30 protein-coding genes and 1 tRNA gene are annotated in these 26,891 nt (G+C 71.7%); 8 read left to right on the top strand and 23 right to left on the bottom strand.

Annotated features, from left to right (window positions below):
* Positions 1-9: 9 nt before the first annotated feature.
* The gene (locus DEJ17_RS04905) at positions 10-1,023 is read left to right on the top strand and encodes a LacI family DNA-binding transcriptional regulator (protein ID WP_258366660.1); all 1,014 of its coding nucleotides are present in this window, start codon (positions 10-12) and stop codon (positions 1,021-1,023) included.
* Positions 1,024-1,093: 70 nt separating this feature from the next.
* Here the strand turns inward: DEJ17_RS04905 and DEJ17_RS04900 are convergent, their stop codons facing one another.
* The gene (locus DEJ17_RS04900; RefSeq protein ID WP_110892325.1) at positions 1,094-1,549 is read right to left on the bottom strand and encodes a helix-turn-helix domain-containing protein; all 456 of its coding nucleotides are present in this window, start codon (positions 1,547-1,549) and stop codon (positions 1,094-1,096) included.
* A 96-nt stretch (positions 1,550-1,645) separates the two neighbouring features.
* Between DEJ17_RS04900 and DEJ17_RS04895 the strand changes: the two genes are divergently transcribed.
* On the top strand, positions 1,646-2,341 hold the full coding sequence (locus DEJ17_RS04895; RefSeq protein ID WP_110892324.1) for an SDR family oxidoreductase: 696 nt from the start codon (positions 1,646-1,648) through the stop codon (positions 2,339-2,341).
* Positions 2,342-2,353: 12 nt separating this feature from the next.
* Here DEJ17_RS04895 and DEJ17_RS17680 read toward each other — a convergent pair whose 3' ends face one another.
* The 6 genes from DEJ17_RS17680 to serS all read right to left on the bottom strand — a co-directional run bounded on the left by DEJ17_RS17680 (position 2,354) and on the right by serS (position 5,976).
* Positions 2,354-2,494 (bottom strand): hypothetical protein, encoded by a 141-nt coding sequence (locus tag DEJ17_RS17680; protein ID WP_181421047.1) that lies wholly within the window; start codon positions 2,492-2,494, stop codon positions 2,354-2,356.
* A gap of 92 nt (positions 2,495-2,586) precedes the next feature.
* Positions 2,587-3,150: a GrpB family protein gene (locus tag DEJ17_RS04885; protein ID WP_110892322.1), complete on the bottom strand. Its 564-nt coding sequence runs from the start codon at positions 3,148-3,150 to the stop codon at positions 2,587-2,589.
* Positions 3,147-3,665, bottom strand: coding sequence for a GNAT family N-acetyltransferase (locus DEJ17_RS04880; protein WP_181421046.1), 519 nt, complete (start codon positions 3,663-3,665; stop codon positions 3,147-3,149). The genes DEJ17_RS04885 and DEJ17_RS04880 overlap by 4 nt, the downstream gene beginning before the upstream one ends.
* Positions 3,666-3,679: 14 nt before the next feature.
* Positions 3,680-3,764, bottom strand: a tRNA-Ser gene (locus DEJ17_RS04875).
* Positions 3,765-3,847: 83 nt separating this feature from the next.
* On the bottom strand, positions 3,848-4,711 hold the full coding sequence (locus DEJ17_RS04870) for an HAD family hydrolase (protein WP_110892320.1): 864 nt from the start codon (positions 4,709-4,711) through the stop codon (positions 3,848-3,850).
* On the bottom strand, positions 4,708-5,976 hold the full coding sequence (serS, locus tag DEJ17_RS04865; protein WP_110892319.1) for a serine--tRNA ligase: 1,269 nt from the start codon (positions 5,974-5,976) through the stop codon (positions 4,708-4,710). The genes DEJ17_RS04870 and serS overlap by 4 nt, the downstream gene beginning before the upstream one ends.
* A gap of 55 nt (positions 5,977-6,031) precedes the next feature.
* Here serS and DEJ17_RS04860 point away from each other — a divergent pair, with 55 nt between their 5' ends.
* Complete coding sequence (locus DEJ17_RS04860) at positions 6,032-7,102, top strand: diacylglycerol kinase family protein (protein WP_110892318.1); 1,071 nt, start codon at positions 6,032-6,034, stop codon at positions 7,100-7,102.
* 86 nt (positions 7,103-7,188) lie between these two features.
* Here DEJ17_RS04860 and pheA read toward each other — a convergent pair whose 3' ends face one another.
* From pheA to DEJ17_RS04840, 4 genes are all read right to left on the bottom strand, one after another.
* Positions 7,189-8,145, bottom strand: a complete 957-nt coding sequence (gene pheA / locus DEJ17_RS04855; protein ID WP_110892317.1) for a prephenate dehydratase — start codon at positions 8,143-8,145, stop codon at positions 7,189-7,191.
* Positions 8,146-8,207: 62 nt separating this feature from the next.
* Positions 8,208-8,753 carry a MarR family winged helix-turn-helix transcriptional regulator gene (locus DEJ17_RS04850; RefSeq protein WP_110862455.1) on the bottom strand — a complete coding sequence of 182 codons (546 nt, stop codon included), beginning with the start codon at positions 8,751-8,753 and terminating at the stop codon, positions 8,208-8,210.
* A 28-nt stretch (positions 8,754-8,781) separates the two neighbouring features.
* Entirely contained in the window at positions 8,782-9,264 is a 483-nt protein-coding gene (locus DEJ17_RS04845; protein WP_110892316.1) for a hypothetical protein, read from the bottom strand.
* The gene (locus DEJ17_RS04840) at positions 9,261-10,646 is read right to left on the bottom strand and encodes a molybdopterin-dependent oxidoreductase (protein ID WP_110892315.1); all 1,386 of its coding nucleotides are present in this window, start codon (positions 10,644-10,646) and stop codon (positions 9,261-9,263) included. The genes DEJ17_RS04845 and DEJ17_RS04840 overlap by 4 nt, the downstream gene beginning before the upstream one ends.
* Before the next feature lie 87 nt (positions 10,647-10,733).
* Here DEJ17_RS04840 and DEJ17_RS04835 point away from each other — a divergent pair, with 87 nt between their 5' ends.
* The 3 genes from DEJ17_RS04835 to DEJ17_RS04825 are packed head-to-tail and all read left to right on the top strand — an operon-like array spanning position 10,734 to position 13,474.
* Positions 10,734-12,173 carry a glycosyltransferase 87 family protein gene (locus DEJ17_RS04835; RefSeq protein ID WP_110892314.1) on the top strand — a complete coding sequence of 480 codons (1,440 nt, stop codon included), beginning with the start codon at positions 10,734-10,736 and terminating at the stop codon, positions 12,171-12,173.
* Positions 12,174-12,178: 5 nt separating this feature from the next.
* Complete coding sequence (moaA, locus tag DEJ17_RS04830; protein WP_110892313.1) at positions 12,179-13,231, top strand: GTP 3',8-cyclase MoaA; 1,053 nt, start codon at positions 12,179-12,181, stop codon at positions 13,229-13,231.
* 3 nt (positions 13,232-13,234) lie between these two features.
* On the top strand, positions 13,235-13,474 hold the full coding sequence (locus DEJ17_RS04825; RefSeq protein ID WP_110892312.1) for a MoaD/ThiS family protein: 240 nt from the start codon (positions 13,235-13,237) through the stop codon (positions 13,472-13,474).
* A gap of 305 nt (positions 13,475-13,779) precedes the next feature.
* Here DEJ17_RS04825 and DEJ17_RS04820 read toward each other — a convergent pair whose 3' ends face one another.
* From DEJ17_RS04820 to DEJ17_RS04800, 5 genes are read right to left on the bottom strand one after another with little or no spacing between them, the layout of a single operon-like run.
* Positions 13,780-14,820, bottom strand: coding sequence for an ABC transporter ATP-binding protein (locus DEJ17_RS04820; protein WP_110892311.1), 1,041 nt, complete (start codon positions 14,818-14,820; stop codon positions 13,780-13,782).
* A complete protein-coding gene (locus DEJ17_RS04815) occupies positions 14,817-15,617 on the bottom strand; it encodes an ABC transporter permease (RefSeq protein ID WP_110892310.1) in 801 nt (266 codons plus the stop codon). The genes DEJ17_RS04820 and DEJ17_RS04815 overlap by 4 nt, the downstream gene beginning before the upstream one ends.
* Before the next feature lie 3 nt (positions 15,618-15,620).
* A complete protein-coding gene (modA, locus tag DEJ17_RS04810; RefSeq protein ID WP_110892309.1) occupies positions 15,621-16,424 on the bottom strand; it encodes a molybdate ABC transporter substrate-binding protein in 804 nt (267 codons plus the stop codon).
* The gene (locus DEJ17_RS04805; protein ID WP_110892308.1) at positions 16,421-16,837 is read right to left on the bottom strand and encodes a molybdopterin-binding protein; all 417 of its coding nucleotides are present in this window, start codon (positions 16,835-16,837) and stop codon (positions 16,421-16,423) included. The genes modA and DEJ17_RS04805 overlap by 4 nt, the downstream gene beginning before the upstream one ends.
* A 58-nt stretch (positions 16,838-16,895) precedes the next feature.
* Positions 16,896-17,951, bottom strand: a complete 1,056-nt coding sequence (locus DEJ17_RS04800; RefSeq protein WP_181421045.1) for a ThiF family adenylyltransferase — start codon at positions 17,949-17,951, stop codon at positions 16,896-16,898.
* Between the two features lie 95 nt (positions 17,952-18,046).
* On the opposite strand from DEJ17_RS04800, the gene DEJ17_RS04795 reads away from it, so the two are divergent.
* The gene (locus DEJ17_RS04795) at positions 18,047-19,699 is read left to right on the top strand and encodes a glycosyltransferase family 39 protein (protein WP_181421044.1); all 1,653 of its coding nucleotides are present in this window, start codon (positions 18,047-18,049) and stop codon (positions 19,697-19,699) included.
* A gap of 63 nt (positions 19,700-19,762) precedes the next feature.
* Here the strand turns inward: DEJ17_RS04795 and DEJ17_RS04790 are convergent, their stop codons facing one another.
* From DEJ17_RS04790 to DEJ17_RS04770, 5 genes are all read right to left on the bottom strand, one after another.
* Entirely contained in the window at positions 19,763-20,695 is a 933-nt protein-coding gene (locus DEJ17_RS04790) for a 4-(cytidine 5'-diphospho)-2-C-methyl-D-erythritol kinase (RefSeq protein ID WP_027466065.1), read from the bottom strand.
* A 9-nt stretch (positions 20,696-20,704) separates the two neighbouring features.
* Complete coding sequence (locus tag DEJ17_RS04785; RefSeq protein WP_110892306.1) at positions 20,705-22,009, bottom strand: O-acetylhomoserine aminocarboxypropyltransferase/cysteine synthase family protein; 1,305 nt, start codon at positions 22,007-22,009, stop codon at positions 20,705-20,707.
* Positions 22,006-23,067 carry an LLM class flavin-dependent oxidoreductase gene (locus DEJ17_RS04780; RefSeq protein WP_110892305.1) on the bottom strand — a complete coding sequence of 354 codons (1,062 nt, stop codon included), beginning with the start codon at positions 23,065-23,067 and terminating at the stop codon, positions 22,006-22,008. Before DEJ17_RS04780 ends, DEJ17_RS04785 begins: the two co-directional genes overlap by 4 nt.
* 87 nt (positions 23,068-23,154) lie before the next feature.
* Entirely contained in the window at positions 23,155-24,153 is a 999-nt protein-coding gene (locus DEJ17_RS04775) for a RimK family alpha-L-glutamate ligase (RefSeq protein WP_110892304.1), read from the bottom strand.
* Between the two features lie 96 nt (positions 24,154-24,249).
* Positions 24,250-25,092, bottom strand: coding sequence for a helix-turn-helix transcriptional regulator (locus DEJ17_RS04770; RefSeq protein WP_110892303.1), 843 nt, complete (start codon positions 25,090-25,092; stop codon positions 24,250-24,252).
* Positions 25,093-25,193: 101 nt separating this feature from the next.
* Between DEJ17_RS04770 and DEJ17_RS04765 the strand changes: the two genes are divergently transcribed.
* Positions 25,194-25,934, top strand: coding sequence for an SDR family oxidoreductase (locus DEJ17_RS04765; RefSeq protein ID WP_110892302.1), 741 nt, complete (start codon positions 25,194-25,196; stop codon positions 25,932-25,934).
* An 84-nt stretch (positions 25,935-26,018) separates the two neighbouring features.
* Here the strand turns inward: DEJ17_RS04765 and DEJ17_RS17525 are convergent, their stop codons facing one another.
* Both DEJ17_RS17525 and DEJ17_RS17520 read right to left on the bottom strand, forming a co-directional pair.
* A complete protein-coding gene (locus DEJ17_RS17525; RefSeq protein ID WP_146239628.1) occupies positions 26,019-26,354 on the bottom strand; it encodes a hypothetical protein in 336 nt (111 codons plus the stop codon).
* A gap of 191 nt (positions 26,355-26,545) precedes the next feature.
* On the bottom strand, positions 26,546-26,818 hold the full coding sequence (locus DEJ17_RS17520) for a hypothetical protein (RefSeq protein ID WP_146239627.1): 273 nt from the start codon (positions 26,816-26,818) through the stop codon (positions 26,546-26,548).
* Positions 26,819-26,891: the final 73 nt, after the last annotated feature.

Below are 26,891 nucleotides of genomic sequence, written 5' to 3'. Positions count from 1 at the left end.
GTGGCACCCGTGACCGTCCCGACGAACCCGAGGGCGGTCACCCGTGCGGACGTCGCCCGCTACGCCGGTGTCAGCACCTCCGTCGTCAGCTACGTCGTGCACGACGGTCCCCGCCCCGTCGCCGCCGCCACCGCCGCCCGGGTGCGCGAGGCCATCCGCGTCCTCGGCTACCGCCCGAACGCGAGCGCCCAGGCCCTGCGCACCGGCTCGTCGAAGATGCTCGGCCTGATCGTGCCCGAACTCGACAACCCGTTCTGGTCCGAACTCGCCGTGGCGGTCACCCACGCCGCCGCTGCCCGCGGCTACGACGTCCTGCTCGCCAACAGCGACGGCGACGCCGCCCAGGAACGCGAACGGCTCCGCAGTCTGTCCGCCCGCCAGGTCGACGGCATCATCGTGACGAGCATCATGACCCACCCGGACCTGTCGACCGTCACCGACCCCGGCCTGCCGATGGTCCTGCTCAACACCTTCTTCGAGGTCCCCGAGTACGCCAGCATCGGTGTCGACGCCCTGCGCGGCGCCCTCGACGGCACACAGCACCTGGTCGAGCACGGCTACCGCTCGATCGGCCTCGTGATGGGGCACACCGGCTCGATGGAGCTCCGCGAGCAGGGGTGGATGCGTGCCCTGCGCCGGGCCGGCCTGCCCGACGGCCCCATCGTCCGCACCGACTTCACCCGGCGCGGTGGCTACGAAGCCGGCCTCCGCATGTTCGCCGACGAGACCGGACCCCGAGCCGTCTTCGTCAGCTCCGACATGCAGGCGATCGGCGTGATGCGCGCACTGTGGGAACTCGGGCTCCGCGTCCCCGAGGACGTCGCGATCGTGTCCTTCGACGGCGCGGCCGAGGCGGACTACACGAACCCGCAGCTCACCACGGTCCGGCAGCCGATCGAGACGATGGCGGTCGCCGCGGTCGACCGTGTGCTCGGCCTCGACGCGGACAACCAGTGGCACCGCGACCTGGTCCCCGCCGAGCTGGTCCTCGGCGCGAGTTGCGGGTGCGACGTGCGCCGCTGACGCACCCGAGGACAGCCTGGAGGCGACGGACGGGGCCGCCACGGGCCTCCTGTCCGTCAGCTGGTCGCGTTCAGGACGCTGGCTCCATGACGGCGCGGAGGCGTGCGGTCGGGATGCGCTCCTGCGCATCCACGGTCACGGCGGCGGCCTCGACCGCCTCGCCGGTCTCCGCGTCGACGAAGCGCAGGTCCGACTCCCGCTCGGACGGCCTGTGCCGGTCGGCCCAGCCGCCGAGGGCGAGCAGCACGAGCGACAGGTCGCGGCCGGCGTCGGTCAGGACGTACTCCTCGCGGGCACGTGCCCCTTCGGGCTTGTAGGTCGTGCGCTCGAGCACTCCCCCGTCGACGAGTGAGGCCAAGCGTGCGGTCAGGACCTCGCGCGGGATGCCGAGGCTCTGCTGGAACTGGCTGAAGCGGGTCGAGCCACCGACGGCGTCGCGGACGATCATGAGCGTCCACTTCTCGCCGAGGACGTCGAGGGAGCGTGCGACGGGGCAGCGCTCGTCGCCGCCGAGGATGCCGAGCATGTGCTCATCCTAGCTGGGTTCGACTTCCGGACACACCGTGCTAGGTTCGGTTTCCGTACTCAACATCCCGCATCCCCCGCACGACTGGAGCACCCCGTGACCGACCTCACCAACGCCGTCGTCCTCATCACCGGAGCGAACGGCGGCCTCGGCGCCGAGTTCGTCCGCCAGGCCCTGGAGCGTGGCGCCACCAAGGTCTACGCGACCGCTCGCAACCCGCGCACATGGAACGACGAGCGCATCGTCCCACTCGCCCTCGACGTCACGAGCCAGGAGAGCGTCGACGCGGCAACCCGTGCCGCCGCCGACACGACGATCGTCGTGAACAACGCCGGCATCGGCGGCATGGAGCCACTGCTCGAGACCTCGGTCGCCGAGGTGGAGCGCCTCTTCGCGACGAACGTCTTCGGGGCGCTCCGCGTCGCGAAGGCCTTCGCTCCGACGATCGCCGGCGGCGCACTGGTCGACGTCCACTCGGTGCTCAGCTGGATCGCGCTCGGCGGCGCCTACTCGGCGTCGAAGGCGGCCTTCTGGTCGATCACCAACTCCCTGCGCCTCGAGCTCGCACCGCAGGGCACCCAGGTCGTCGGAGCGCACCTCGGCTACACCGACACCGGCATGACCGAGGGGCTCGACGTCGAGAAGTCCGACCCCGCCGACATCGTCCGTTCGATCTGGGACGCCGTCGAGGCCGGGGAGCACGAGGTCCTCGCCGACCAGGTCAGCCGTGACGTCCGTGCCGGCCTGAGCGCCCCGCTCACCGCGCTCTACCCGATGCTCGCCACCGCCTGAGTCAGGGCGAGGTCAGCGCAGGCCGCCAACGAACCCGGTGAAGATGATGAAGGCGAGCACGATCGGTGCCGCGACGAAGACGCACGTCGCGAGGATCTTCTTCCCCCTCGGCGACTTCGGAATCCATCCCCCACCACCGGCTGGCATCGTCATGGGTCGACCGTACTCGACGGAGCGCTGACGGTTCTGGTTCGCTGGCTCCGCCACTTTGGGCCAGCAGTCGCTCACGCCGTGAGCGCCCCGGGTCAGCCGGAGGCGCCGCGGTCGGTGATCCGGCGGTTCGTGGCGGCGATGGCGGCGCGCTCGTCGTCGGACAGGCCACCGGCGTGGAGGATCCGACCCAGCACCTCGCTCTTCCGCTCGATGTAGTCGTCGATGTCCTCGGCCTCGGTGGCCGCCCGGCGCTTCACGGCGGCGTACTCGTCGCGAAGCGCCGGGTCGGCACGCAGCACGTCGCGGACGGCCAGGTGGTTCCGCAGCGCGAGCGACCCGATCGTGACGACGTAGGTGTTGGTCGGGGTGAAATGCTCCGGAGCCCGGAACGCCTGCCGCCCCGGGACACCCAGTTCTCCGCGCGGCTCGAAGCCGATCGTCGCCATCGCCGCCACTGCAGCCGGGACGTCGGCAGCGTCCACGACGACGTCGACGTCGAGCACGGGCTTCGCGGCCAAGCCCGGTACGGATGTGCTGCCGACGTGCTCGATGCTCCGGAACGGCACGTCCGCGTCGTCGAGCGCGGAGGCGTACGCATCGTGCAGCTGCCGGAACCGCGCGGGCCAGGCCGGTCGGTACTCGACGACCTCGATCACGGGGCCGGCGTCGGGGCGACGAGCTGGAACATGACGTGGTCGCGCCAAACCCCGTCGATCTTGATGTACTCCGGCGCGAAGCCGTAGCGGGTGAAGCCTGCCGACTGGAGAGCGCGCTGCGAGCCGACGTTCTCCGGCAGGGTCTCGGCCTGCACGCGGTGCAGACGGAGCACGTCGAAGGCATGATCGGCGGCCGCGCGGACAGCGCGGGACGCGTGCCCCTGCCGGGTACGGTCAGTGCGGATCCAGTAGCCCATCGCGCACGACTGCAGGGCGCCGCGCGTGACCCCGCTCAGCGTGATGCGGCCGAGGAGTTCCCCGTCGGTCGACTCGATGACGAAGGGCACCGCGTTGCCGGACCGCTGCGCGGTGAGGGCATGCGTGATGACGTCCCGCTGCCCGGACTCCGTGTAGTACGACGGCGCCCGGGCCGGTTCCCACGGTCGCAGGTGGTCGGCGTTCTCGGTGATGACCGCAGCCAGGACGGCCGCGTCGTCGAGGCGGAGTGGGCGCAACCGTGTGTCCATCGCGGAGGGTGTGGGATTCGAACCCACGAGACATCTCTGCCCACCTGTTTTCAAGACAGGCTCCATCGGCCGCTCGGACAACCCTCCAGTGACGCGACCACGTGGCGAGACGTGATCGCGTCCCGGGAAGTCTACCCGGGCCTCCAGGCAGGGGTGCGCGCGAGCGCGGACTAGCGGGGCAGGGAGTCGAGCGCCGCTGCCAAGCCGTCGTCGGTGATACCGCCGGTGAGCTCGTTGCCGGCGTCGACGACGTCGTCGGGGGCCTGGCCCATGACGACGCCGCGACCGGAGGTCGAGGCCCAGCGGAGCATGTCGATGTCGTTGCGGCCGTCGCCCGCGGCGAAGACGCGGGAACGCGGGATGTCGAGCCACTCGCGCACGCGCTCCATGGCGGTGGCCTTCGTCACGCCCTCGGGAGCGATGTCGAGCCAGGACGTCCAGCCGACGGAGTACGAGACCTTGTGCAACCCCATCTGCTCGACGATCTGCAGGAAGTCCTCGGTGTCGTGACCGGGCGAGATGACGACGACACGGGTGGCCTCGACGCCGAGCAGCTGCTCGAACGGCACGTGCTCGCCCTCCACCGTCATCGTGTCGTCGGGGAAGTTGCCGGACAACAGGAAGTGCCCGGTCTCGTCCTCAACGCCGAACGCCGCGTTCTCGAGCGCTCCGTGGATGGTCTGCAGCACCTCGGACGGGTCGAACCGCTCGACGTGTTCGCGCACGTAGGAGCCGTCGGCGCGGCGGGCCAGGATGAGCGCACCGTTCGCGCACACCAGGTACTTCGGCCGGATGCCGAGGGTCTCGAGCAGGGGCACGGTCATCCCCTCGCTGCGGCCGGTGGAGAGCATGACCTCGTGCCCGGCGGCTTCGGCTTCGCGCACGGCGGCGACGACGGCCTGGGTGACGACGCCGTCCTCACGCATGGTGGTGCCGTCGATGTCGAGCGCGACCAGCCAGCGCTTGGTGCGGGCGGGCGCGTCGCTGCCCGCGCCCTGCGCGGTGCCGTCCACGAACCGTCCCTGGGTGCTCATCGGGGCTCGATCACCTCGACGCCACCGAGGTAGGGGCGCAGGACCTCGGGCACGACCACGGAACCGTCGGCCTGCTGGTGGGTCTCGAGGATCGCGACGATCCAGCGGGTGGTGGCGAGGGTGCCGTTCAGGGTGGCGACCGGAGCGGTCTTGCCGCTCTCGGTGCGGTACCGGATGTCGAGGCGGCGGGCCTGGTACGTCGTGCAGTTCGAGGTCGACGTGAGCTCGCGGAACGTGCCCTGCGTCGGGACCCAGGCCTCGATGTCGTACTTCTTCGCCGCGCTCGTGCCGAGGTCGCCGGCGGCGACGTCGATCACGCGGTAGTGGAGCCCGAGGTCCTGGAGCATCTGCTCCTGGTGGGCGACGAGGCGCTCGTGCTCGGCCTCGGCCTGGTCCGGGTGGACGTAGGCGAACATCTCGAGCTTGTTGAACTGGTGCACGCGGAGGATGCCGCGGTTGTCCTTGCCCGCCGAACCGGCCTCACGCCGGTAGCAGGTCGACCAGCCGGCGTAGCGGTGGGCGGCCGACGGGTCGGCGAACTCGAGGATCTCGTCGGCGTGGAACCCCGCGAGTGCGACCTCGCTCGTGCCGGTCAAGTACAGGTCGTCGGCCTCGAGCCGGTAGACCTCGGCCGCGTGCTCGCCGAGGAACCCGGTGCCGGCCATGGTCTCGGGGCGGACGAGCGTCGGGGTGATGAGCGGCTCGAACCCGGCGGCGATCGCACGGTCGAGGCCGAGCGACATCAGCGCGATCTCGAGCCGGGCGCCCAGGCCGCGCAGGAAGTAAAAGCGCGAGCCGGACACCTTCACGCCGCGGGGGATGTCGATGATGCCGAGGTGCTCACCGAGGTCGGCGTGGTCCTTCGGCTCGAAGTCGAACTCCGGCTTGGTACCGACGGTGCGGAGCGTGACGAAGTCGTCCTCGCCGCCCTCGGGCACACCGGGGAGCACCACGTTCGGGATGGCGCGCACGACGGTGTTGAAGGTGTCCTCGGCCGCGGTGACTGTGGCCTGCGCCTCCTTCACCTGGGCGGCGAGCGCCTGGGCCTGCTGCACGAGCGCGGCCTTCTCGTCCTTCGGCGCCTTGGCGACGGTCTTGCCGAAGGCGTTCTGCTCGGCGCGGAGCGACTCGAACGAGGTGATCGCACTGCGGCGGGCGGAATCGGCGGCGACGGCTTCGTCGACGACGGCCACGGAGGCACCGCGCGCCTGCTGTGAAGCCTTGATGACGTCCGGGTTGTCGCGAAGCAGCTGTGGATCGATCACCGCCCCATCCTAGACGGGGGCAACCGCACGCAGCCTCGATCGGTAGCGTGGAGGAATGTCGACCCCTTCGGAGACCGCGCCCGCGGACCAGGACGCCCTCCCCACCGAGCAGCGGACGGCCGCGGTGGTCTACAACCCGGTCAAGGTCCACCTGCCGACCCTCAAGCGCACCGTCGAAGAACAGCAGCAGGAGGCCGGCTGGGCCGACACCCTGTGGTTCGAGACCTCGGAAGAGGACCCGGGCGGCGGCATGGCCCGCGCCGCGATCGAGGCCGGTGCCCACGTCGTCGCCGCAGCCGGCGGTGACGGCACGGTCCGTGCGGTCGCCGAGGTCGTGCACGAAGCCGGTTCGACCCTCGCACTGCTGCCGAGCGGCACCGGAAACCTGCTCGCCCGCAACATGAAGCTGCCCCTCGACGACCTGGGCGCGAGCGTCCGCACGATCTTCCACGGCGACGACCGCAAGATCGACTTCGGCATGCTCAAGGTCGAGCGCCCCGGCGGTGAGCGCGAACGCTTCGGCTTCCTGGTGATGGCCGGCCTCGGGCTCGACGCCCGGATGCTCGTGAACACCCGTCCCGAGCTGAAGAAGAAGGTCGGCTGGCTGGCGTACGTCGACTCCCTGTTCCGGTCGGTCCGCGACGCCAACGCGTTCGAGTTCCGGTACCAGCTCGACGACGACGGCAACCGCTCGCTCCGCGCGCACTCCCTGATCGTCGGCAACTGCGGCATGCTGCAGGCCGGCGCGATCCTGCTGCCGGACGCCGAGATCGACGACGGCGTGTTCGACATCGCCGTCATGCGGCCGCGTGGGTTCTTCGGCTGGGTGCGGATCGGCGCCCGGGTGTTCTGGGAGAACGGGATCCTGCGGGCCTTCCGTCGTTCGACCCTCGGCAAGACCGCCGTCGGCCAGAAGATCGTCTCGAAGTCCCGCGAGGAACGCCCCTTGCGCTACCTGCGCGGGCAGGAGTTCACGGCCCGGCTCGAGCGACCCGACGAGTTCGAGATCGACGGCGACCCGGTCGGCGAGGTCATCGCGTTCCGCTCGCGGATCGACCCGATGGGACTCTCCGTGCGCGTGCCGGACCCGGCGGACGACCGCCACGGCTCGCGCCAGGTGCCCTGACCCTGAGCCTGGCCCTGACCCTGGCCCTGGCCCTGGCCCTGGCCCTGAGCCTGTCGCTCGGGCGTCGGCCCGCGCCGGGCGCTGCGCTACCGCGCCCCGGGCTCGCCCGACACGATGGCGCGCAGCCAGTCGCGCGCCTCGACGAACGCGGCGTCCGAGTAGCGAGCAGGCACCTCGGGGCGGGCGCCGTCGGCACGCGGGTACGAGCCGAGGAAGGTCACGCGGGGGCTGAAACGGCGCAGGCCGAGCAGGGCGTCCGCGACCCGCTCGTCGCGCACGTGCCCGTCGAGGTCGATGACGAACCGGTAGCGGCCGAGCTCGTCGCCGATCGGGCGTGACGACAGCAGCCCCATGTTGATGCCGCGCGTCGCGAACTGCTCGAGCATGTCCACCAGGGCGCCGGGGTGGTCGGCGGGCAGCTCGACGATGACGCTCGTCTTGTCGGCACCGGTCGGCTCCGGCAGCGCGAGGGTCTTCGACACGAGCACGAACCGGGTGACCGCCGAGGCGTTGTCGCCGATCGACGAGGCGAGCACGACGACGTCGTGGTGGTCGGTGATGCCGGGCGGCGCGACGGCGGCGTCGGCGGTCGGGTTCTCCTCGAGCAGGGCGAGCGCGGCGGCGACGTTCGACGACGCCGGGATGTGGCCGTGGCCGGGCAGGTTGGTCTCGAGCCAGTTGTGGGTCTGCGCGTAGGCGACGGGGTGTGCGTTCACCGTGCGGACGTCGGCCAGGGTCGTGCCGGGTCGGGCGACCAGCACGAAGTCGACGGGGACCAGGTACTCCCCCACGATCCGCACGCCGGGGATCCGGGCCAGAGCGTCCTGCGTGGCGCTGACCCCGCCGTCGACGCTGTTCTCGATCGCGATGACGGCCCCGATCGACCGGCCGGACATGACGTCGTCCAGGGCCTCGCCGACGTTGTTGACGCTCCGCCAGGGCTTGCCGGCGGCGGCCTCGACGAGCTTCAGGGCCGCCTCGGTGAACGTGCCGGCGGGTCCGAGGTAGGAGTACGTGTCGGACGGCGCGGCGGGGTCGGTCATGCGGCGAGCCTATTGCAGGGACGGGCACAGCCGAGCGAGCGTGACGCGGGCCACGACCGGCGTCAGTCGGACGCCGTCCCCGTCAGCCGCGCCTCGCAGATCGCGGTGTCGTCGTCCTCGCGCGGGTAGGTGAGCGCCGCGAAGCGCCCCTCGGGGTCGAGCCGTGTCAGGAGCGACGCCGCGATGCCGTCGAGCTGCGCGACCTGCTCGTCGGAGAGCGCGTCGATGACCACCCGGCGGGCGGTGCGGACGTGGTCCGGAGCAGCCTCGACGATGGTGGCGTAGCCGGCGTCGGTCAGGCGGACGTCGGTGGCCCGGCGGTCGGAGGTCGACGGGCACCGGGTCACGAGCCCCCGCTTCTCGAGGCGGGACACCACGTGCGACAGCCGCGGCAACGAGGCGTTCGTGGCCGAGGCGAGCGCCGACATCCGCAGGGTCCGGGTGTCGGTCTCGGAGAGCATCGCGATGACCATGTAGTCGAAGTGCGTCAGGTCGGCGTCACGCTGCAACTGCTGGTCGAGCGCCGCCGGCAGGAGTTCCATGACGGCGACGAGCTTCATCCACGCGCGCAGCTGCTCGCGAGTGAGCCACGGGGTCTCGTCGGTCATGACCTGATCATACCGAAAGGTTGTCTCGTCAACCAGTGGTGCGCACGGCGGACGAACCGGTCGAACCAGACGAGCCGGACGGCGCGGCCGGACGCCGACGCGCCAGCACCACCCCGACCACGAGCACCACGACCACGACCACGAACAGCGCCCCCTCGACGAGCAGCAGCCGCGTGCCGTAGTCGAACGGCAGCACCGTGGGGTTCTTCTGCCCGTGGTCCTTGGCCGCGATCTCCGGCAGGACCACCAGGGCGAGCACGCTGCCGAGCACGATCGCCGCCTGCACGACGACGAGCACCCAGGCCCGCAGCGAGCGTCCGGCCCGACGCAGCAGCAGCCCGGCGCCGACCACGAACGGCGACAAGATCGCGTCGTGCAGCACCACCGCCGCGAGCAGCCACACCCCGAGCCCGCCGATGCGATTCGGCTTGACGGACGTCACGAGCACGTACGCCCCGAACGCGATGACCAGCACGCCGATCACCACGAGCACGATCCGCGCGGCCCTCACCGGAGCACCTCGATCTTCTCGATCCACTTCGTCTGCAGCACACCGGGCCGCCCGGGAGCGATGATCCGCGCCGGGAACCCGTGGTCCAGGTCGAGCGTCGCACCGTTCAGCTCGAGGGCGATGAGCGTCGTGGGGTCCTCGGCGTACTCCGGCCCCATGTCCATGATCCGGTAGCCGCCGTGGCGCTCCAGGCTCGTCACGCGGACGTGCGACCCCTGCGGCGCCTGCACGGCGTCGAGCAGGTCACGCATCCGCACGCCCTTCCAGGTGGCCATCTGACTCCAGCCCTCGACGCACGAGATCGGCAGGTCCACCTGAGCGGTGCCGAGCGCGACGAGTTCGGCCCGCACGAAGGTGCGGCTCACGTCGTGGCCGACGACCTTGAGCGTCCAGTCGGCGGCGGTCGCGCTGGCGAGCACGCCGGCGGCACGTGCGGTGCGGTTGACCGGCAGACCGTGCGAACCGATGCCGCGGCCGCGGGCGCCGAAGACGTTGAACGGTTCGGCGGGTTTCGAGGACTGGCCTGCCGTGAGCACGACGACACCCACGGTCGCCGCCGTCACGCCGGCGAAGAACCCGCGTCGGGCGATGCGCTCGCGTCGTCCGGTGGCCGCGTCCGGCGTCGGCCTGGAGGCGCTGCCTGGCTCGTCGACGTCGGCCGTCGGCTGGCCGAGATTCGACTCCTCGGACACCTCGCGGGTGTCCGGGGCCGAGTCCGGTCCGGTGGGCCGAGACTCGGCGCCGCCGCTCGCGGCGGCGTCGACGCCGTCGATCCAGCGGAACACGCGGCCCAGCAGGCCGGGGGCGGTGGACCCGGCGGTCCCGGAGACCGCAGCGCTCGGGGCAGCCCCGTGTCGGGCCTCCCGGCCTGGTGGGAGCAGCTCACTGCCGGACGCGGGATCCGCGACGAACCGGCCGTGCACGTCGTAGGAGTCGCGCTTCCGCCAGTAGCGGGCGATGACCGGCAGCTTGGCCGCGATGTGGATGACCAGCGACCCGATGATCACGTAGGCCATCGCGTTGTGCACCTGCCGGAACGGGAACGGCCACGGGTACCACTGGTAGGTGTTCAGCAGTCCGGTGACGACCTGGATGATCGACGCGGACACGAGCACCGCGATCGACAGCCGCTCGAGCAGGTGCAGCACACCGCGCACCGGCGGCACCTGCACCAGGGCGGGCATGACGGTGTTGAGCTTGGCGAGCAGCAGCGGGATGATCGCGATGCCGGTCGTGATGTGCAGGCCCTGCGTGAACTGGTACAGCTGCGTCGGACGGGTCGGGAACCGCATCCAGCCGAGCGGTTCCTGCAGCAGGTGGCTGTAGATCCCGGTGCCGAAGCAGATCAGGAACGCGATGCCGAGCAGGCGCCCGAGCACCACCGCCGAGCGGGCGTTGCGGTTGGGGGACGCCAGAGCTGCTCGTCCGTCGTGCAGCAGGCGCTGGACGCCGGATAGCCTCGACGGACCATGAGCGACCGACTCCGTGCCTTCCGACCGTCCCTGGCCGACGGCACCGCCGCCCGGATCGGCACGGCGCTGGCCGCCGTGGGGGTACTCGCCCTGTCGGGCGTCATCGCCGTCGGCGTCACGCATCTGGGGTTCCTCCGATCGGGCCATCGTTCTGCATTCGTTGCGTGGACGCTGATCGCTTGGACCGTCTTCGTCATCGCCGTGCTCGCGGTGCGTTTCGTGCCCGTCCGGTGGATGACCACCATGGTCATCGGCGGAGCGGTGGTGATCGGCATCGCCGCGCTGGTCGGCCCGCCGAACACGAGCACCGACTCCGCTCGGTACGCGTGGGACGGCATCGTCCAGCATGCCGGTGTCTCCCCCTACGCGCACACCCCCCAGTCCACGGCACTGTCCGGTCTCCGACCCGACTGGTTGTTCCCCGACAAGGTGAACGGCACGTGCGACGACATCAAGCCCCGGTTCCGCGGGCTCGGCGACGGTGCGGACGGACACTGCACCGCGATCAACCGGCCCGACGTGACGACGATCTACCCGCCGATGGCCCAGCTCTGGTTCGCCGCTGTGCGGTTCTTCGTGCCGGCGACCGCGCAGTACCTGCCGTTCCAGGTCGCCGGGCTGCTCGTGTCCCTCGGCGTGACCGTCGGGCTCGTCCTGGTGCTCCGCCGGATCGGCCGTCCGACCTGGTGGGCGACGCTCTGGGCCTGGTCGCCGCTCGTCGCGTCCGAGGCGGTCACCAACTCGCACGTCGACGTCGTCGGAGCCGCACTCGCCACGGCCGGAGTCGTGCTCGTCGCGTTCGGGCGACCGATCTGGGGCGGCATCGCGCTCGGGGCCGCGACCGCGACGAAGCTCATCCCGGCGATCGTGTACCCACCGTTGCTCGGCCGCGGTCGGGCGTGGTGGGCGATCCCGATCGGCATCGCGGTGTTCGGGCTGCTCTACGTGCCCTACGTGCTGACGACCGGGCTCGACGTGCTCGGGTACCTGCCCGGCTACCTGAGCGAGGAGGGCTACGAGGACGGCTCCCGGTTCGCGCTGGTGTCGCTCGTGGTCAAGGGCGACGCGGCGACCCTGGTGGTGGGACTCCTGGTGCTGCTGGCGGCGTTCGTGGCGTGGCGGCTGTCCGACCCGTCGCGGCCGTGGTCCGGCGAGGTCCTGATGATCGGCGTGACCTTCCTCGCCGTGACGCCGCGCTACCCCTGGTACGCGCTGCTGCTCATCCCGTTCGTGGTGCTGTCCGGCCGGTGGGAGTGGCTCTCGATCGGGCTCGCCATCGCGCTGCGCGGGGTGTGGCCGTCGGCGGACGCCTACCGGTGGTGGCTGCTCGCGGCCGTGGTGGTCATCGTGGTCGTCACGCTGCTGCGCACGGAGCGGTCGGAGTGGCGGCGGTGGTGGGAGCGGCTGTCGTTCCGGCGCGTGGAACACGTACGCTGACGACCATGGCACCCGCGATCCTGCTCGGCACGACCGGCTCCGTGGACCCGGCCCCCGCCGGGCTCGTCGACCGCTTCGGGCGTCGCGCCGTCGACCTGCGGGTGTCGCTGACCGAGCGCTGCAACCTCCGCTGCACGTACTGCATGCCCGCGGCCGGACTGCCGTTCGCCCCGGACGAGGCCCTGATGACGGCGACCGAGATCGAGCGCCTGGTCCGTATCGGCTCGTCGCGGTTCGGCGTCCGCAAGGTCCGGTTCACCGGCGGGGAGCCGATGCTCCGGCACGACCTGGTCGACGTGATCGCCCGGTGCGCCGCACTGCCCGACGCCCCCGAGCTGTCCCTCACCACGAACGCGATCGGCCTCGCCCACCGCGCCCAGGGCCTGTACGACGCCGGACTGCGGCGCGTGAACGTGTCACTCGACACCGTCGACCCCGACGTCTTCACCACCGTGACCCGCCGCCCGTTCCTCGACAAGGTGATCGCCGGGCTGTCGGCCGCACACGACGCCGGCCTCGACATCAAGGTGAACGCGGTGTTGCTGCGCGGCATCAACGACGAGGCCGCCCCCGAGCTGCTCCGCTGGTGCCTCGAGCGCGGCTACGAGCTGCGGTTCATCGAGCAGATGCCGCTCGACCCCGACCACGCCTGGGACCGCACCTCGATGATCACCGCCGCCGAGACCCGCGCGCTGCTGGCGACGTCGTTCGTGCTCACGCCGGACGACGCCCCGCGCGACGGCGCTCCGGCCGAGAGGTACCGCGTGCACGACGCCGTCACCGGGGAACCCCTCGGCACCGTCGGGATCATCGCGAGCATCACCGAGTCGTTCTGCGCCGACTGCACCCGCACCCGACTGACCGCCGACGGGCACGTGCGCAGTTGCCTGTTCTCCGACGAGGAGACCGACGTGCTCGGACCGATGCGCTCCGGGGCGGACGACGACCAGATCGCCGAGCTCTGGCGGCTCGCGATGTGGGCGAAGCCGCGCGACCACGGTGACGACAGCGACGAGCTCGTGCACCCGACGCGCGGCATGAGTGCGATCGGCGGCTGAGGCATGACCACGATCCGGTTCTTCGCCGCTGCCCGTGCGGCCGTGGGTGTCGACTCGCTGACCACGACGGGTCCCACGATCGACGGGGCGTTGCGCGAGATCGACGCCGCCGACCCTTCACGCTGGAGTGCGTTGCAGGAGCGGTGCTCGTACCTGGTCGACGGCGTGACGACGCGCGACCGGGCGACCTCGCTCTCGGGCGTGGAGGTCGTCGACGTCATGCCGCCCTTCGCCGGCGGCTGAGGTCGGGCGGCTGAGTTCGGGGGCTGAGTTCGGCGGCTGAGCGGTACGCCCGTTCCTTCCCAGAACGCGCGCGATGCCTGGTGCTTTCGGGCATGCCGTGTCGGAACTTCCGACCAGGTACGCCCGATTCGACCAGGTACGCCCGGAACCACCTGGTACGCCCGACTCGACCCCGTGCCCGCGCGCCCCGTGCCCGTTCCTTCCCAGAACGCCCGCGATGCCTGGTGCTTTCGGGCATACCTGGTGCGAACTTCCGACCAGATACGCCCGATCCGACCAGGTACGCCCAGTCCGGCGCCCGTTGCTCAACCGCCGGGCGCGTAGACCGCCACCTCGGCTGCGGGGACGTCGATGCGCACGGCGTCGCCCGGGGCGATCCCGAGCGCGGTCAGCCGGGCGAGCGTCAGGTCCGCCACCAGGTCACCGGCCCGCACCCGCACCAGTCCGTCGCGCGGCTCGAGCGACGACACGGTGCGCGCAGCTCCGGCACCGTCTCGCGTCAGCACGGCGGCCGTCGGGTGGAAGGCGGCCAGGGCGGGCTGGCCGGGAGGCACGGCGTGCGTCCCGGACGCCAGCTCGCCCCCGCCGTCGATCGCGATCCCACCCCCGGTGGCGGTCCCGCGCACCAGCGCGAGTCCGGAGAACGTCGCGGCGAACAGGCTCGACGGACGACCGAGCACGGCCGCGGGGGTGCCCTGCTCGACCACCCGTCCGCCCTCGAGCACGACGACGCGGTCGGCCAGGGCGACGACCTCGACCGGGTCGTGCGTGACGAGCACCGCGGGCCGGCCGGCGACGGCGGTCCGGAGTGCCGCGCGGACCTCGTCCTGCGCGCCGACGTCGAGCGCCGACGTCGGTTCGTCGAGCAGCAGCACCGCCGGGTCGGTGGCGAGCGCCCGGGCGATCGCGACGCGCTGCGCCTGACCGCCCGAGAGTGTTCGTGGGTCGCGGGTGGCCAGGTCGGCGACCCCGACGGCGTCGAGCGCGTGGCGGGCGCGCTGCCGGGCCGCGGCACGACCGGTTCCGGCCGCACGGGGCCCGAAGGCGACGTTCCCGACGACGTCGAGGAACGGGAACAGGTCGGACCGCTGCGCGACGAGTCCGGCGCGACGACGGTGCGCGGGCACGGTGTGCTGTGGGGTCGAGACCTGGACCCCGTCGAGTTCGATCCGCCCGGAGTCGATCGGCAGCAGTCCGGCCAGGGCCTCGAGCACCGTCGACTTGCCCGCGCCGTTCGGCCCGATGACCGCCAGGCACTCCGCCGCACAGACCTCGATCGCGACATCGACGTCCCGCAACCCGACGACGACGCGCGCCCGGACACCCGCCGCGCCCTCGGCCGTCACGTCAGGGCTCCGCGGGACCGGAACGACGACGCCCCGATGACGACGACGGCCACCACGACGAGCACGACCGCCAGGGCCACCGCGGTGTCCGGGTCGACCTCGCGCTGCAGGTAGACCTCGAGCGGCAGGGTCCGGGTGACCCCCTGCAGGCTGCCGGCGAAGGTCAGGGTGGCGCCGAACTCGCCGAGCGCCCGGGCGAAGCAGAGCACGAGCCCGGACACGATGCCCGGCAGCACCCGGGGGGTCGTGACGGTCAGGAAGGTCCGCGTCGGCCCGGCGCCCAGGGTCGCGGCGACCCGCTCGTACCGGTCGCCCTCGACGCGGAGCGCCCCCTCGACCGAGGACACCAGGAACGGCATCGCGACGAAGGTCTGCGCGATGACGACCGCCGTCGTGGTGAACGCGATGTGCAGGCCGTGGTCGTCGAGGAACGCGCCGACCACGCCGAGTCGACCGAAGGCCGCGAGCAGGGCGAGTCCGCCGACCACCGGCGGGAGCACGAGCGGCAGCAGCACGACCGCCCGGGCGACGCCGATCCAGCGCGACCGCGACCGCGCGAACAGCACCGCGAGCGGGTACCCGAGGACGAACGCGACGCCGGTGGCCGCGAGCGCCGTGCCGAGGCTGAGGCCGAGCGCGGTCAGCGACGCGGTCGAGGTCACGAGCCCGACGAACGACGACCAGTCCACCCGGCCGAGCATCGCGAGCACGGGCACGACGACGAACAACCCGCCGAGCACCGCGGGCAGTGGGAGCCACCACGCGACCGGCGGCCGTCCGTCAGCGCGCGGAGCCACGGGTCAGGGCTTCCCGAAGCCCGCGTGGGAGAGCACTCGCTGCCCGGCGGCGGAGCGGACGTACTCCGAGAACGCCTGCGCGAGCTCCGGGTCCTCGGATTCCCGGAGCACGCCGATCGGGTACGTGTTGACGGCCTTGCTCGACTCGTCGAACGGGACGCCGTCGACCTTGCCGCCGGCCCCTCGGACGTCCGTCACGTAGACGAGTCCGGCATCGGCCTGACCGGACTCGACCTTGCCGAGCACGTCGGTGACGGACTGCTCCTCGCTGACCGGCTCGAGATCGATGCCCGATGCGGACTCGACCTTCGCCGTCGCGGCACCGCACGGCACCGGGGCGGCGCACGTGACGAGCTGGACGCCCGGAGCCGTCAGGTCGTCGAGGCCACCGATGCCGCGCGGGTTGCCCGGTGCGACGGCGATCTCGAGGACGTTCGTCGCGAAGTCCTGCGGCGACCCGGTCACCAGGTCATCCGAGGTCAGCTTCGCCATGTTCGCTTGGTCGGCGGACGCGAACAGGTCGGCGGGAGCACCGTTCTGGATCTGGGTGACGAGGTCGCTCGAGCCGGCGAACGAGAACCGGATCGAGGCGCCGGGGTTCGCGGTCTCGAACTGCTTGCCCAGGGTCGTGAAGGTCTGCTGCAGGGACGCCGCCGCGAACACGGTGATCGAACCGGTCGGCCCCTCGGTGTCGGAGCCCGCCGGGGCCGATGCCCCCGAGCCCGTGTCCGGAGCCGAACAGGCAGCGAGCCCGAGCGCGACGGTGGCGGCGAGGGCCAGCGCCGCGAACGGCCGGAGGCGGCTCATCGTTCGTCCTCGTGCCGGGCGGGTGCCTCGACGGCGACCATCGTGGCCTTGACGGACGCCACCGCGACGGACCCGACCTCGAGCCCCAGGTCGCGGACGGCCTCGGCGCTCATCAGGGACACCACGCGGTGCGGGCCGCACTGCAGTTCGACCTGCGCCATCACGGTGTCGACGACCAGGTCGGTGACGATCCCGACGAAGCGGTTGCGCGCCGAGCTCTTCACGGCCGACGACGGGTCGGTCAGCTCGGAGCTGCGATCCCGTGCATAGGCGGCGACCTCGCGACCGTCGACCACGGCTCGCCCCGCGTCGTCCGTGGCACGGGTGAAGGTGCCCCCGTCGACGAGCCGTCGAACGGTGTCGTCACTGATCCCGAGGAAGGCCGCAGCGTCCCGTACCCGCAGTTGCGTCATGATCCACCGATCCTATCCGCGAATGCGGTGGCCGACCCAGTAAAGTGAGCGGGCTGAGTCAGGACCGGTGCTCGATCGCCACGGGCAGCCCCTCGCGACGCCAGGCCTCGAAGCCGCCGTCGAGGACCGTCACGCGCCTCCCGGCCGGCTGCCGCGCCGCCCACGTGTCCGCACGGGGTCCGCGTGCGCAGTAGACGACGACCTCGTCCGCACCGGTGTCGTCCGTGACGGCACCGGCGACCACGCCGGCCGCCCGTTCCTCGTCGGTCCGGACGTCGACGACGACCAGCGGGTCCGACGGGTCCGCCACCCTGGCGGCCAGGGCGGAGGGCGCGATGCGCGGCGTCGTGACGGCGGATGCGGGTGCCGGTCGACGCGAGGCGGGCCCGCGACGGACGGGGCTCTCGGTCCAGCGCCACCGGCGGGCGTCGACGGTCAGGACGCGTCCGAGCAGCGGGTCGGCGGTGCCGGTGACCAACGCGAAGACCTGTCCCGCCATCACCGCACCGACCGCGCCGCACAGTGCGGGGACCACGCCGTCCAGGGCGCACGAGCCCTCGTCGGGCAGCGCGTCGGGGTGCAGGTCGTGGAAGTCGACGCCGTCCGGCCCGGCGTCGCGGAAGACGCTGACCTGCCCGTCGTGTCCGAGCACGGTGCCCCACACGAACGGCACGCCGGCAGCGGCGCAGGCATCCGAGACGGCCCGGGTGACCACGACCGAGTCGGCGGCGTCGACCACGACGTCGTGTCCGGCGACCAGGTCCGGCGTGAACGACCCGACCACGGCGACCGCGTCGAGTTCCGGGTCGACGGCGACGGCCCGGGCGACCGCGACCTGCGCCTTCGGTGAGCCGACGTCCGTGGCGGTGAAGAGCGTCTGCCTGGCCAGGTTCGAGGCGTCGACCACGTCGGGGTCGACCACCGTGAGCCGACCGATCCCGGCGAGGTACGCGACCACCGGCGCCCCGAGCCCGCCGGCCCCGACGACGAGGATGCGCGATGTGGCCAGGCGTCGCAGCCCGGCGACCCCGACGTCGGCGAGCGCGGCGGTCCGCGAACCGAGCTGCGTCCGCCCCGGGGAGAGCGCGGCGGCAGGGGCGACGAGGGGTTCCATCCCGTCATTCTGGCCCGTCGCACCGAACTCCTGCATGTGAGAGTTCAGCGTCCGGACGCGGCGGATCCCCAGAGCAGATCGGTACGGTCGCGGGCGTGAGTTCCCCGCGCACCGGTACCGTCCCGGTCCGACGCACGACGTCGGACGCGTCGGTGCGCGCGCGATCGCAGGGACTCGTCGTGGCGGCTGTCCGAGCCCTCGCACGGACGCCGGAGATCACCGTCGGCGCACTCGGTGTCGTCGTCGCAGCGGCCTTCGGCTGGGTGCCGTCGGTCTGGTACGACGAAGCCGCGACGGTCGCGAGCGCACAGCGAAGCTGGCCGGCGCTCTGGGCCGAGCTGCAGAACGTCGATGCCGTCCACGGCCTGTACTACGCCGTGATGCACGTCTGGTTCACGCTCGTCGGGTACTTGCCGTTCACGCTGCGGTTCCCGAGTGCCCTGGCCATCGGGGTTTCCGCCGGGCTCGTCGTCGCCCTCGGCCGTCGACTCGGTGGGGTGCGGCTCGGGGTCGTCTCCGGGATCGTGTTCCTGGTTCTGCCGCGCGTCGCCTGGGCCGGCACCGAGGGACGCCCGTACGCCACCGTCACGACCTTCGCCGTCGCGCTGACCCTCGTGGGGATCACCGCGGCCCGGCGCACCCGGGTCCGGCACCACGCGACCCGGTGGTGGGTCGTCTACGGCCTGCTCGCCGTGGTCGCCGTGCTGTTCAACGTCTACCTGGCCCTGGCGGTCGTCGCGCACGGGGTCGTGCTCCTCTGGACCGCCGTCGCCGACCGTGCCGCACGGCGCGACGCCGTGCTCTCGCAGCGCAGCGGTCCGGTGGCCGCGCCGATGGTCGACCGCGCCGCGTTCGTGCGCTGGGGCGTCGCCGCCGTCGGGGCCGCGCTCGTGGTGTCGCCGTTCATCGTCCTCGCCGCCGGGCAGGCGAAGCAGGTCGGCTGGATCACCGGCGTCGGGTGGGCCACCGTGCGCCAGGTCGTCGCGACCGCCTGGTTCGGTGCCGTCTGGCCGTACGCGGTGCTCGGGTGGGCGCTGATGATCGTCGGCGTCGTGCTCGCCGTGCGCGCGGCCCGACGCCCCGCTCCCGCTTCCCGTGACCTGCTGCGGATGCAGGCCGTGCGCGTCGCCGTCCCCCTGACGGTCCTGCCCACCGCACTGCTCGTCGGCGCGACCGCGGCCGGGGAGCACCTGTACTCCCCGAAGTACGCCAGCCTGAGCCTGCCGTTCGTCGCGCTGCTCATCGGCCTGGCGATCACGGCGATCCGGCCCCGGCGGTGGCTGGCGCTCGCGGTCGTCGGGATGCTGCTCGTGTCAGCACCGACGAGCACGATCGTCCGGCTGCCCCACGCCAAGCAGGACTCGCACTGGGCGAACGCGGCGGCGATCATCGAGCGCGAGCGGGACCGGCGCACCGACCAGAACGAGGGCGTCGTCTTCGGCAGTGTCTGGGAGCACCCGGGCACCACCGCGCAGGTCATCGCCGACTCCTACCCCGAGGCCTTCACCGGGATGCGCGACCTCGCCGTCGCCGAGACCGGTGCCGAACGCGGCCAGCTCTGGAACGTCAACGGCGACATCGCGACGACGGTGCCCGAGCGGATCTCCGGCATCGACACCGTGTGGTTCGTCGGCGGCAAGTCGCGGAACATCCGCCCGCAGGTCACCGACACGCTCGTGGCCGAGGGGTTCCACGTCGTGCGCTACTGGCACACCGGCACGGTCATCCTCTGGAAGTACAGCCGCTGACGGTGGCGGTCCGGCCGACGACGGTGACGGTCCGGCCGACGACGGCCGCGCCCGGAAGTCGGGTCAGTGCACCACGCGTGCGCCGTGCACCGGCCCGGTGGCGCGGAGTGCGACGAGCCCGGCGGCGCTGAGCTCGACCTGCAGTTCGAGCGCGGCGTCGCGGTCACCCACCAGGAACGCCACCGTCGGTCCGCTGCCGGACACCAGGCCGGCCAGGGCACCGGACTTCTCACCGAGTTCCAGCGTCGCCGCGAGCCGGGGCTGCAGCCGCATGGCCGGTGCCTGCAGGTCGTTGTGGACGCAGTCGGCGAGCAGGTCGGGGTCGCCCGCGCGCAGGGCCTGCAGCACGTTGGCCTCGACCACGGGGTGCGACGGCGCCGGGGAGATGTCGGCTCGGTAGCGCTCCCGGTGCTCGTCGAGCGCACGGTAGACGGCGGGGGTGCTCAGCCCGTCGTCGCTCAGGGCGAGGACCCAGTGGAACTCGCCCTTGGCCAGCGCCGGGCTCAGCTCGTCACCACGACCGGTGCCCACGGCGGTGCCGCCGGCGAAGGCGAACGGCACGTCGGCGCCGAGCTGCGCGGCGAGCCGGAGCAGCTCTTCGCGACCGAGCGCGGTGCCCCAGAGCGTGTCGACGGCGAGCAGGGTCGCCGCGGCGTCCGCGGAGCCACCGCCCATGCCGCCGGCGACGGGCACCTGCTTGTCGATGGTCAGCCGCACCCCACCGCGGTGTCCGGCCGCATCGGCCACGAGCCGGGCAGCGCGGATGGCCAGGTTCGACTCGTCGACCGGCACGGTGCTCGTGTCGATCGGCCCCGTGAAGGTGACCGAGAAGTCGTCGGCGGCCTCGGCGGTGACGTCCTCGTACAGGGACACCGCCTGGTACGCCGTGGCGACGTCGTGGTAGCCGTCGTCCTGCAGCGCCCCGACGGACAGGAACACGTTGATCTTGCCGGGGGCGCGCGTCCGCACGCGGGTCGGTGCGGCCAACGTGGTCATGCCCCCAACCTATCCCGCTGCGGCTGCCGTGAACCCCCGCGCCAGATCCGCGGTGATGTCGTCGATGTGCTCGAGGCCGATCGACAGGCGGATGAGCCCGTCCCCCACACCGGCGGCCGCTCGCTCGGCGGAGGTCATCTGCACGTGGGTGGTCGATGCCGGGTGCACGACGAGCGAGCGGACGTCACCGAGGTTCGAGACGTGGTCGAACAGCTCGAGCGCCGCCACGAACCGTCGGCCCGCGGCGACACCGCCCGCCAGGTCGAACGACAGCACGGCCGACGGCCCCTTCGGCACGTAGCGCTGCTGCAGGTGGTGCCACGGCGAGTCCGGCAGGCCGGCGTAGTGCACGTGCTCGACCTGGTCGTGCGCGTCGAGCCAGGTCGCCACAGCGGCGGCGTTCGACACGTGCCGGTCCATGCGGAGCGACAGCGTCTGGATGCCCTGCAGCACCAGGAACGCGTTGAACGGTGCGATCGCGGGTCCGAGGTCGGCGGAGAGCTTCGAGCGGGTGCGCTGGATGAAGGCCCGACGCCCGAACTTCTCGGCGAAGTTCGTGTTGGCGAACCCCGACTGCTCGGTCGTGGCCAGCTGCGGGTACGCGTCGGCGTGGGCCGCCCAGTCGAAGTTCCCACTGTCGACGATGAGCCCGGCGATGGCGCTGCCGTGTCCGGCCAGGTACTTCGTCGCCGAGTGCACGACGATGTCGGCACCGTGCTCGATCGGCCGGACCAGGTACGGCGTCGCGATGGTGTTGTCGACGATGAGCGGCACACCGGCCTCGTGCGCGACCCGGGCCACCCCGGCGAAGTCCAGGACGTCCCCGCGGGGGTTCGGGATGGACTCGCCGAAGAACGCCTTCGTCTCCGGGCGCACCGCCGCCGCCCACTCGGACAGGTCGGTCGGGTCCTGCACGAACGTGAAGGTGATCCCGAGGTCACGGAGCGTCGACGCGAACAGCGTGTAGGTCGCGCCGTAGAGCGAGGCGCTCGACACCACGTGGTCGCCGGCGCGCGCGACACCGAGCACGGCCAGCGACGTCGCCGCCTGCCCGGACGCCAGTGCCAACGCACCGATCCCGCCCTCGAGGTCGGCGATCCGGCGTTCGAGTGCTGCCGCCGACGGGTTGTTCACCCGCGTGTAGGTGTGACCGGGGGCGTCGAGCATGAAGCGCGCGGCGGCGTCCTCGCCCGACGGGTAGACGTAGGCGGCGCTCTGCGCGATCGGCGGCACGTTCGCGCCCCAGCCCGGGTCGGCCTTGAAGCCGGCGCGGATCTGGCGGGTCTCGAACGCCCAGTCGTCCTCAGTGCTCACGAGACGGTCTCCGAGGCACCCGCAGCCGTCGCCGCGACCGAGCGGACGAGCGGGATGACCTGCTCGCCGAACCGGTCCATCTCCTCGAGCTGCGGCGAGAACTGCAGCAGCAACGTGTCGACCCCGGCGTCCTCGAACTCCCGGATGCGATCCGCCACCTGCGACGGCGTCCCCACGAAACCGGGGCGCAGGCCCCGGTTCGACACCGAGTAGTCCTCGAGCGAGGGCACGTGCTCGAGCTGGGACTTCGAGATGAAGTCCTGGTACGACTCGTACGCGCGGCCGTGCTGGACGTCGGTGATCCGGGCGAGCTCGGCCTGCGCCTCTTCCTCGGTCTCGCGGACGATGACGTAGGCGGCCATGCCGAAGGCCTCGAACGGCGGCAGCCCGGCGTCGACGCGGCGCTGCTTCATCTCGGCGATCTTCGCGCGGAGCTCCTCGACCGTGCCGCCGTGCGTGACGTAGGCGTCGGCGTACCCGGTGATCGCCGCCTTGCCGGCCTCGCTCTCCCCACCGGCGTAGATGCGCGGCGTCACGCGGGGCTTCGGCTCGAGGTGGGCGTTCTCGATGTCGTAGTACTCGCCCGAGAACGAGTACGGGGTCTCCCGCCACAGGCCCTTCATGACCTCGACGAACTCCGCCGTGCGCTTGTAGCGGTCGTCGTGCTCGGAGAAGATCCCGCCGTACTGCCTCGCCTCTTCCGCCCACCAGGCGCTCACGACGTTGAAGGTGAACCGGCCGCACGAGATGTCGTCGATCGTCGCCGCCTGCTTCGCCGTCACCGCGGGCAGGTGGTACCCGGGACGCATCGCCGCCATGATCTCCAGGCGCTCGGTCGTCGCCGCGATGGCCGCCGCGAGCGACCACGCCTCGAGCGAGGGCGCCGCCGTGCCCTTGATGTCGTTGAGGTTGAGCTCCGGCACGAGGGTCAGGTCGAAGCCGATCCGCTCGGCGCGCTGCGCCAGGCGCTTCACGTAGTCGAAGGTGACCGGCATGTTCTCGTTGTCGACGTTGCGCAGCCAGCCGCCGAAGAGCGGGGTCCAGTATCCGAATCGCACGTGTGTTCCTTGGGGGGTGTGGGAAAGGCGGACTGGAGGCCCGTGGCGGGCCCGCCACGGGCCTCCAGTCCGGTGGTTCTTGCGTTCTCAGGCCGTGAGCTGTGCCGCGTACTCGTCGGCCAGGAGGCCGCCGAGGTACCGGGCGATGGAGCGCGGGCCGGAAGCCGGCGCGGACTCCTCGACCGCGGGGTTGTAGTTCGTGTTCGTGTTGATGTCGTAGACGACGGTGCGGCCGTCCGTGGTCTCCATGAACTCGACGCCTGCGATGGTGATGCGCTGGTCGGCGAGGAACGCGCGGAGCTGCTGGACCAGCGGGTGCTCGGCGGTGATCTCGGTCCGGACGCTGAACGCCGGAGGTGCGCCGGCGGTCTCGGTGCCGGGGACGTCGCAGACCGCACCGGCGATGACCTGGGGCACCTCGCACGCGTCGGCGGGGCAGAGCTCGAAGCTGCCGGCGCTCGTGTCGACGCGGACGGCGTACACGAACTCGCCGCCGACGAACTCGACGCGGGTGATGAAGGGCTCGCGGGCCGTCAGGTACTCCTGCAGCAGCGTGATGCCGTCGACCGGAGCCTCGAACTCGGGGCTGTCGACGTAGGCGTCGAACTCGGCGAGCGAGTCGAACCGCCGCACTCCCAGGCCCTTGCCGCCCTGGTTGTGCTTCGTGATGAAGGGGACGTCCCGCCCGTCGGTGAAGGCGCGGGCGGCGTCCTTGAGCGTCGTCGTGCCGAACACGGCGGTGGTGCGCGGCACGTCGAACCCGGCCTGCTGCAGGAGACCGTGCTGGGCGACCTTCGACACCTCGAGCTCGAGCACGTGGCTGCCGCCGACGACCTGGCGGCCGGCACGCTCGAGCCAGCCGAGGATCGCGCGGGTGTACTCCTTGCTGTACTCGTGGCCGCGGGTGTGGGAGCTCGCCGACATGCGGGACCAGTAGACGCCGGGTGCCGGCTCGGCCGCGAGGTCGATCTGTCCCTCGGTCAGCAGGATCTCCTCGACCGGGACGCCCTCGGCCTCGAAGGCGGCGGCGAGCGGGGGGAACCACTCGGGGTTCTCGTGGATGACGTACACGCGCGGAGTGCTCACGTCCCCAGCCTAGGCACGGTATACCGCACGTGCCCAAGTGTGTGACGTGGCGTTGCTTCTCGCGGCGGCACGTCCTGTTCGCACCGTGCGAGGTCGTCAGCCGGCGAAGGTCTGCTGTCCGACGACCCCGAGGAGCTCGAGCTTCTGCGCGTCCTCCGATCCCGGAGGCGCGGTGAACAGCAGCAGTGCCTGCGCCTGGTCGTCGGTGTGCAAGACCTGGCAGTCGACGGTGATGCGCCCGAGCTCCGGCTGCACGATCGTCTTGTTGTCCGACCAGCGTGTGGCCACCTCGTGCTTGGCCCAGAGGTCGCGGAATTCGGCACTGCGCGCCTGCAGCTCGGCGATGAGTTCGGTCGCCCGGCGGTCGCCGGGGCCCGCGAGCCCGACGGCCGCCCGGAGGGACGCGACCACCACCCGCCCCAGCCGCTCGTGCTGCTCGGGCGCGTACTTCGCGAGTTCCTCACCCGTCACGAACCACCGCCACGCCTGGTAGCGCCGGTTGCCCGGCAGGTCGACCGAGCTGCCGAGGAGCGCCGCCGCGAGCCGGTTCTCCACCAGGGTCTCGCCCAGGTGGCTGACGACGATCGCCGGGGTGTCCTCGAGCCGGTCGAGCACCCGCAGGATCGCCGGGTCGACGTGGTCGGCGCGGTGCATCCGGGTCGGGGCGTTCTGCCCGGCCAGGTGGAACAGGTGGTCCCGCTCGTCGAGGCTGCACCGGAGAGCCCGGGCGATCGCGGCGATCATCTGCTCGGACGGCTGCGGTCCGCGCTGCTGCTCGAGTCGCGTGTAGTAGTCGACGGACATGCCGGCGAGGGCCGCCACCTCTTCACGGCGGAGCCCCGGGGTCCGGCGCCGTGGCCCCTGCCCGAGACCGACGTCCTCGGGGCGCAGCAGCTCGCGGCGACGGCGGAGGAAGTCGGCGAGCGCGGCACGGTCCATGGGTCGATCATCGTCCGCTTCCTGCCCGGGTGCCAGGGATCGCCGATCCCCCGATGACCGCGCTCTGGTTGCCACCCTGTCCACGGAGCATCGTGGTGGTCATGGACATCACGAACTCCACCGTCTTCATCCCCGGCGCGACCTCAGGCATCGGTCTCGCCCTCGCCCAGCGCCTGCAGGCCGCCGGCAGCACCGTCGTCATCGGTGGCCGTCGTCAGGCGCTCCTCGACTCCCTCGCCGCCGAGCACGGCTTCGGCACCGTGCAGATCGACGTCGCCGACGCGTCGTCGATCGAGGCGGCTGCCACCTCGGTGCTCGAGGCGTACCCGACGCTCGACGCCCTGATCACCATGTCCGGCATCATGCGCAACGAGGACCTGCGCTCCTCGGACCACATGGACGACGCGATGGCGACCATCCAGACGAACCTGGTCGGGACGATCCGGCTCATCGACGCCTTCCTGCCGCACCTGCTCGAGCAGCCCGCCGCGACGCTGATGACCGTCACGTCCGGTCTCGCGTTCGTGCCGCTGACCGCCACGCCGACCTACAACGCCACGAAGGCCGGGGTGCACTCGTACACGCAGGCCCTGCGGCAGCAGCTCGTCGGTTCGTCCGTCGAGGTGCTCGAGCTCGCTCCCCCGGCGGTGTCGACCGACCTGATGGGCGGTGCCGACTTCGGTGGGATGCCGCTCGACGCCTTCGCCGACGAGGTCATGGCGCTCATCGAGTCCGGCGCTGCCCCGGAGATCCTGGTGCAGAACGTGCACCCGCTGCGCTACGCCGAGCGGAACGGCAACCACCAGCAGATCCTCGAGATGATGGCGTCCCGCGAGCACTGACCCCGGCGACGGACGGTGCGAGGTTCTGTGTTCGGTGCGAGGCACTTCGGCTCGCACCGACCACGGAACCTCGCACCATCGCGGTCAGCTGACACGCAGGCGTCGCGCCAGCTGAGCGCCCTCGGCGTCGATCATCAGCGGGAGGCGTGCCCTGTCCACCACACCGAACGAGGGATCGACGGTCACGAAGCCGTCGACCTCCCAGTGCTCAGCCGTGGCGACGTGCACGGCACCTGCAGCGGTCAGGCCGAACTCTTCCATGAGGTCGGGGACGTCATCGGCGACCGCGTCGACACTGGCCCAGTGCATCTGGGTCGAACTCAGCAGGTCCCGCCAGGCCGATTTGTGGTGGCGTGCCGCCTGCGGTCCCTTGCGATGAGCTGATTCGAAGATCTCGAACTCGGCGAACCCGCTGTACACGATGCTCGTGTCGGCCAGGTCGAGGTGATCCCAGAACGCCGCGGCTCGGGCATGTTGTGGCTCCGCACGGTGGAGAACGCACTCGATGAAACTCGTCTCCACGAGGACCGCGGCGGGTCGGCCGGAGCATCTGTGGAACTCGAGGACCCTGTGCTCGTCGAAGTCATCGGGTCCGAGAGACTCGAACACGGTCAGGGCACCCGGTGCAGGCGCTCGATCGGCTCGACCCGGCAGTCCGGATCGATCGCCTCGATCGCACGCCGCCGACGCTCGCGGCGCTCTTCGAACGTGCCTTCCGGTCGTGGCGTCCGTGCGAAGAACGCTCGGCGCTCGGCTGCTGTGGACGCGCTCGGCGCCCGCAGACGGTCAGGATTCGCTCGCCGCAGCGCGCGAAGACGACCTTCTACAATCTGTTCCTCGGTCAGGACACGCCGGGCCGGGCGGGGCGACTCGGTGGATCGCATGATGCCTCCTTGGTTGATGCGATCAACCGTAGGAGCACCGAACGGACACCACGAAACATTCCGTATTTCACCG

The sequence above is a fragment of the Curtobacterium sp. MCSS17_011 genome (assembly GCF_003224275.1).
Classification (GTDB): Bacteria; Actinomycetota; Actinomycetes; order Actinomycetales; family Microbacteriaceae; genus Curtobacterium.
Note: the sequence above shows the minus strand (reverse complement) of the source record. Positions and strands in the feature narration are given on the sequence as shown.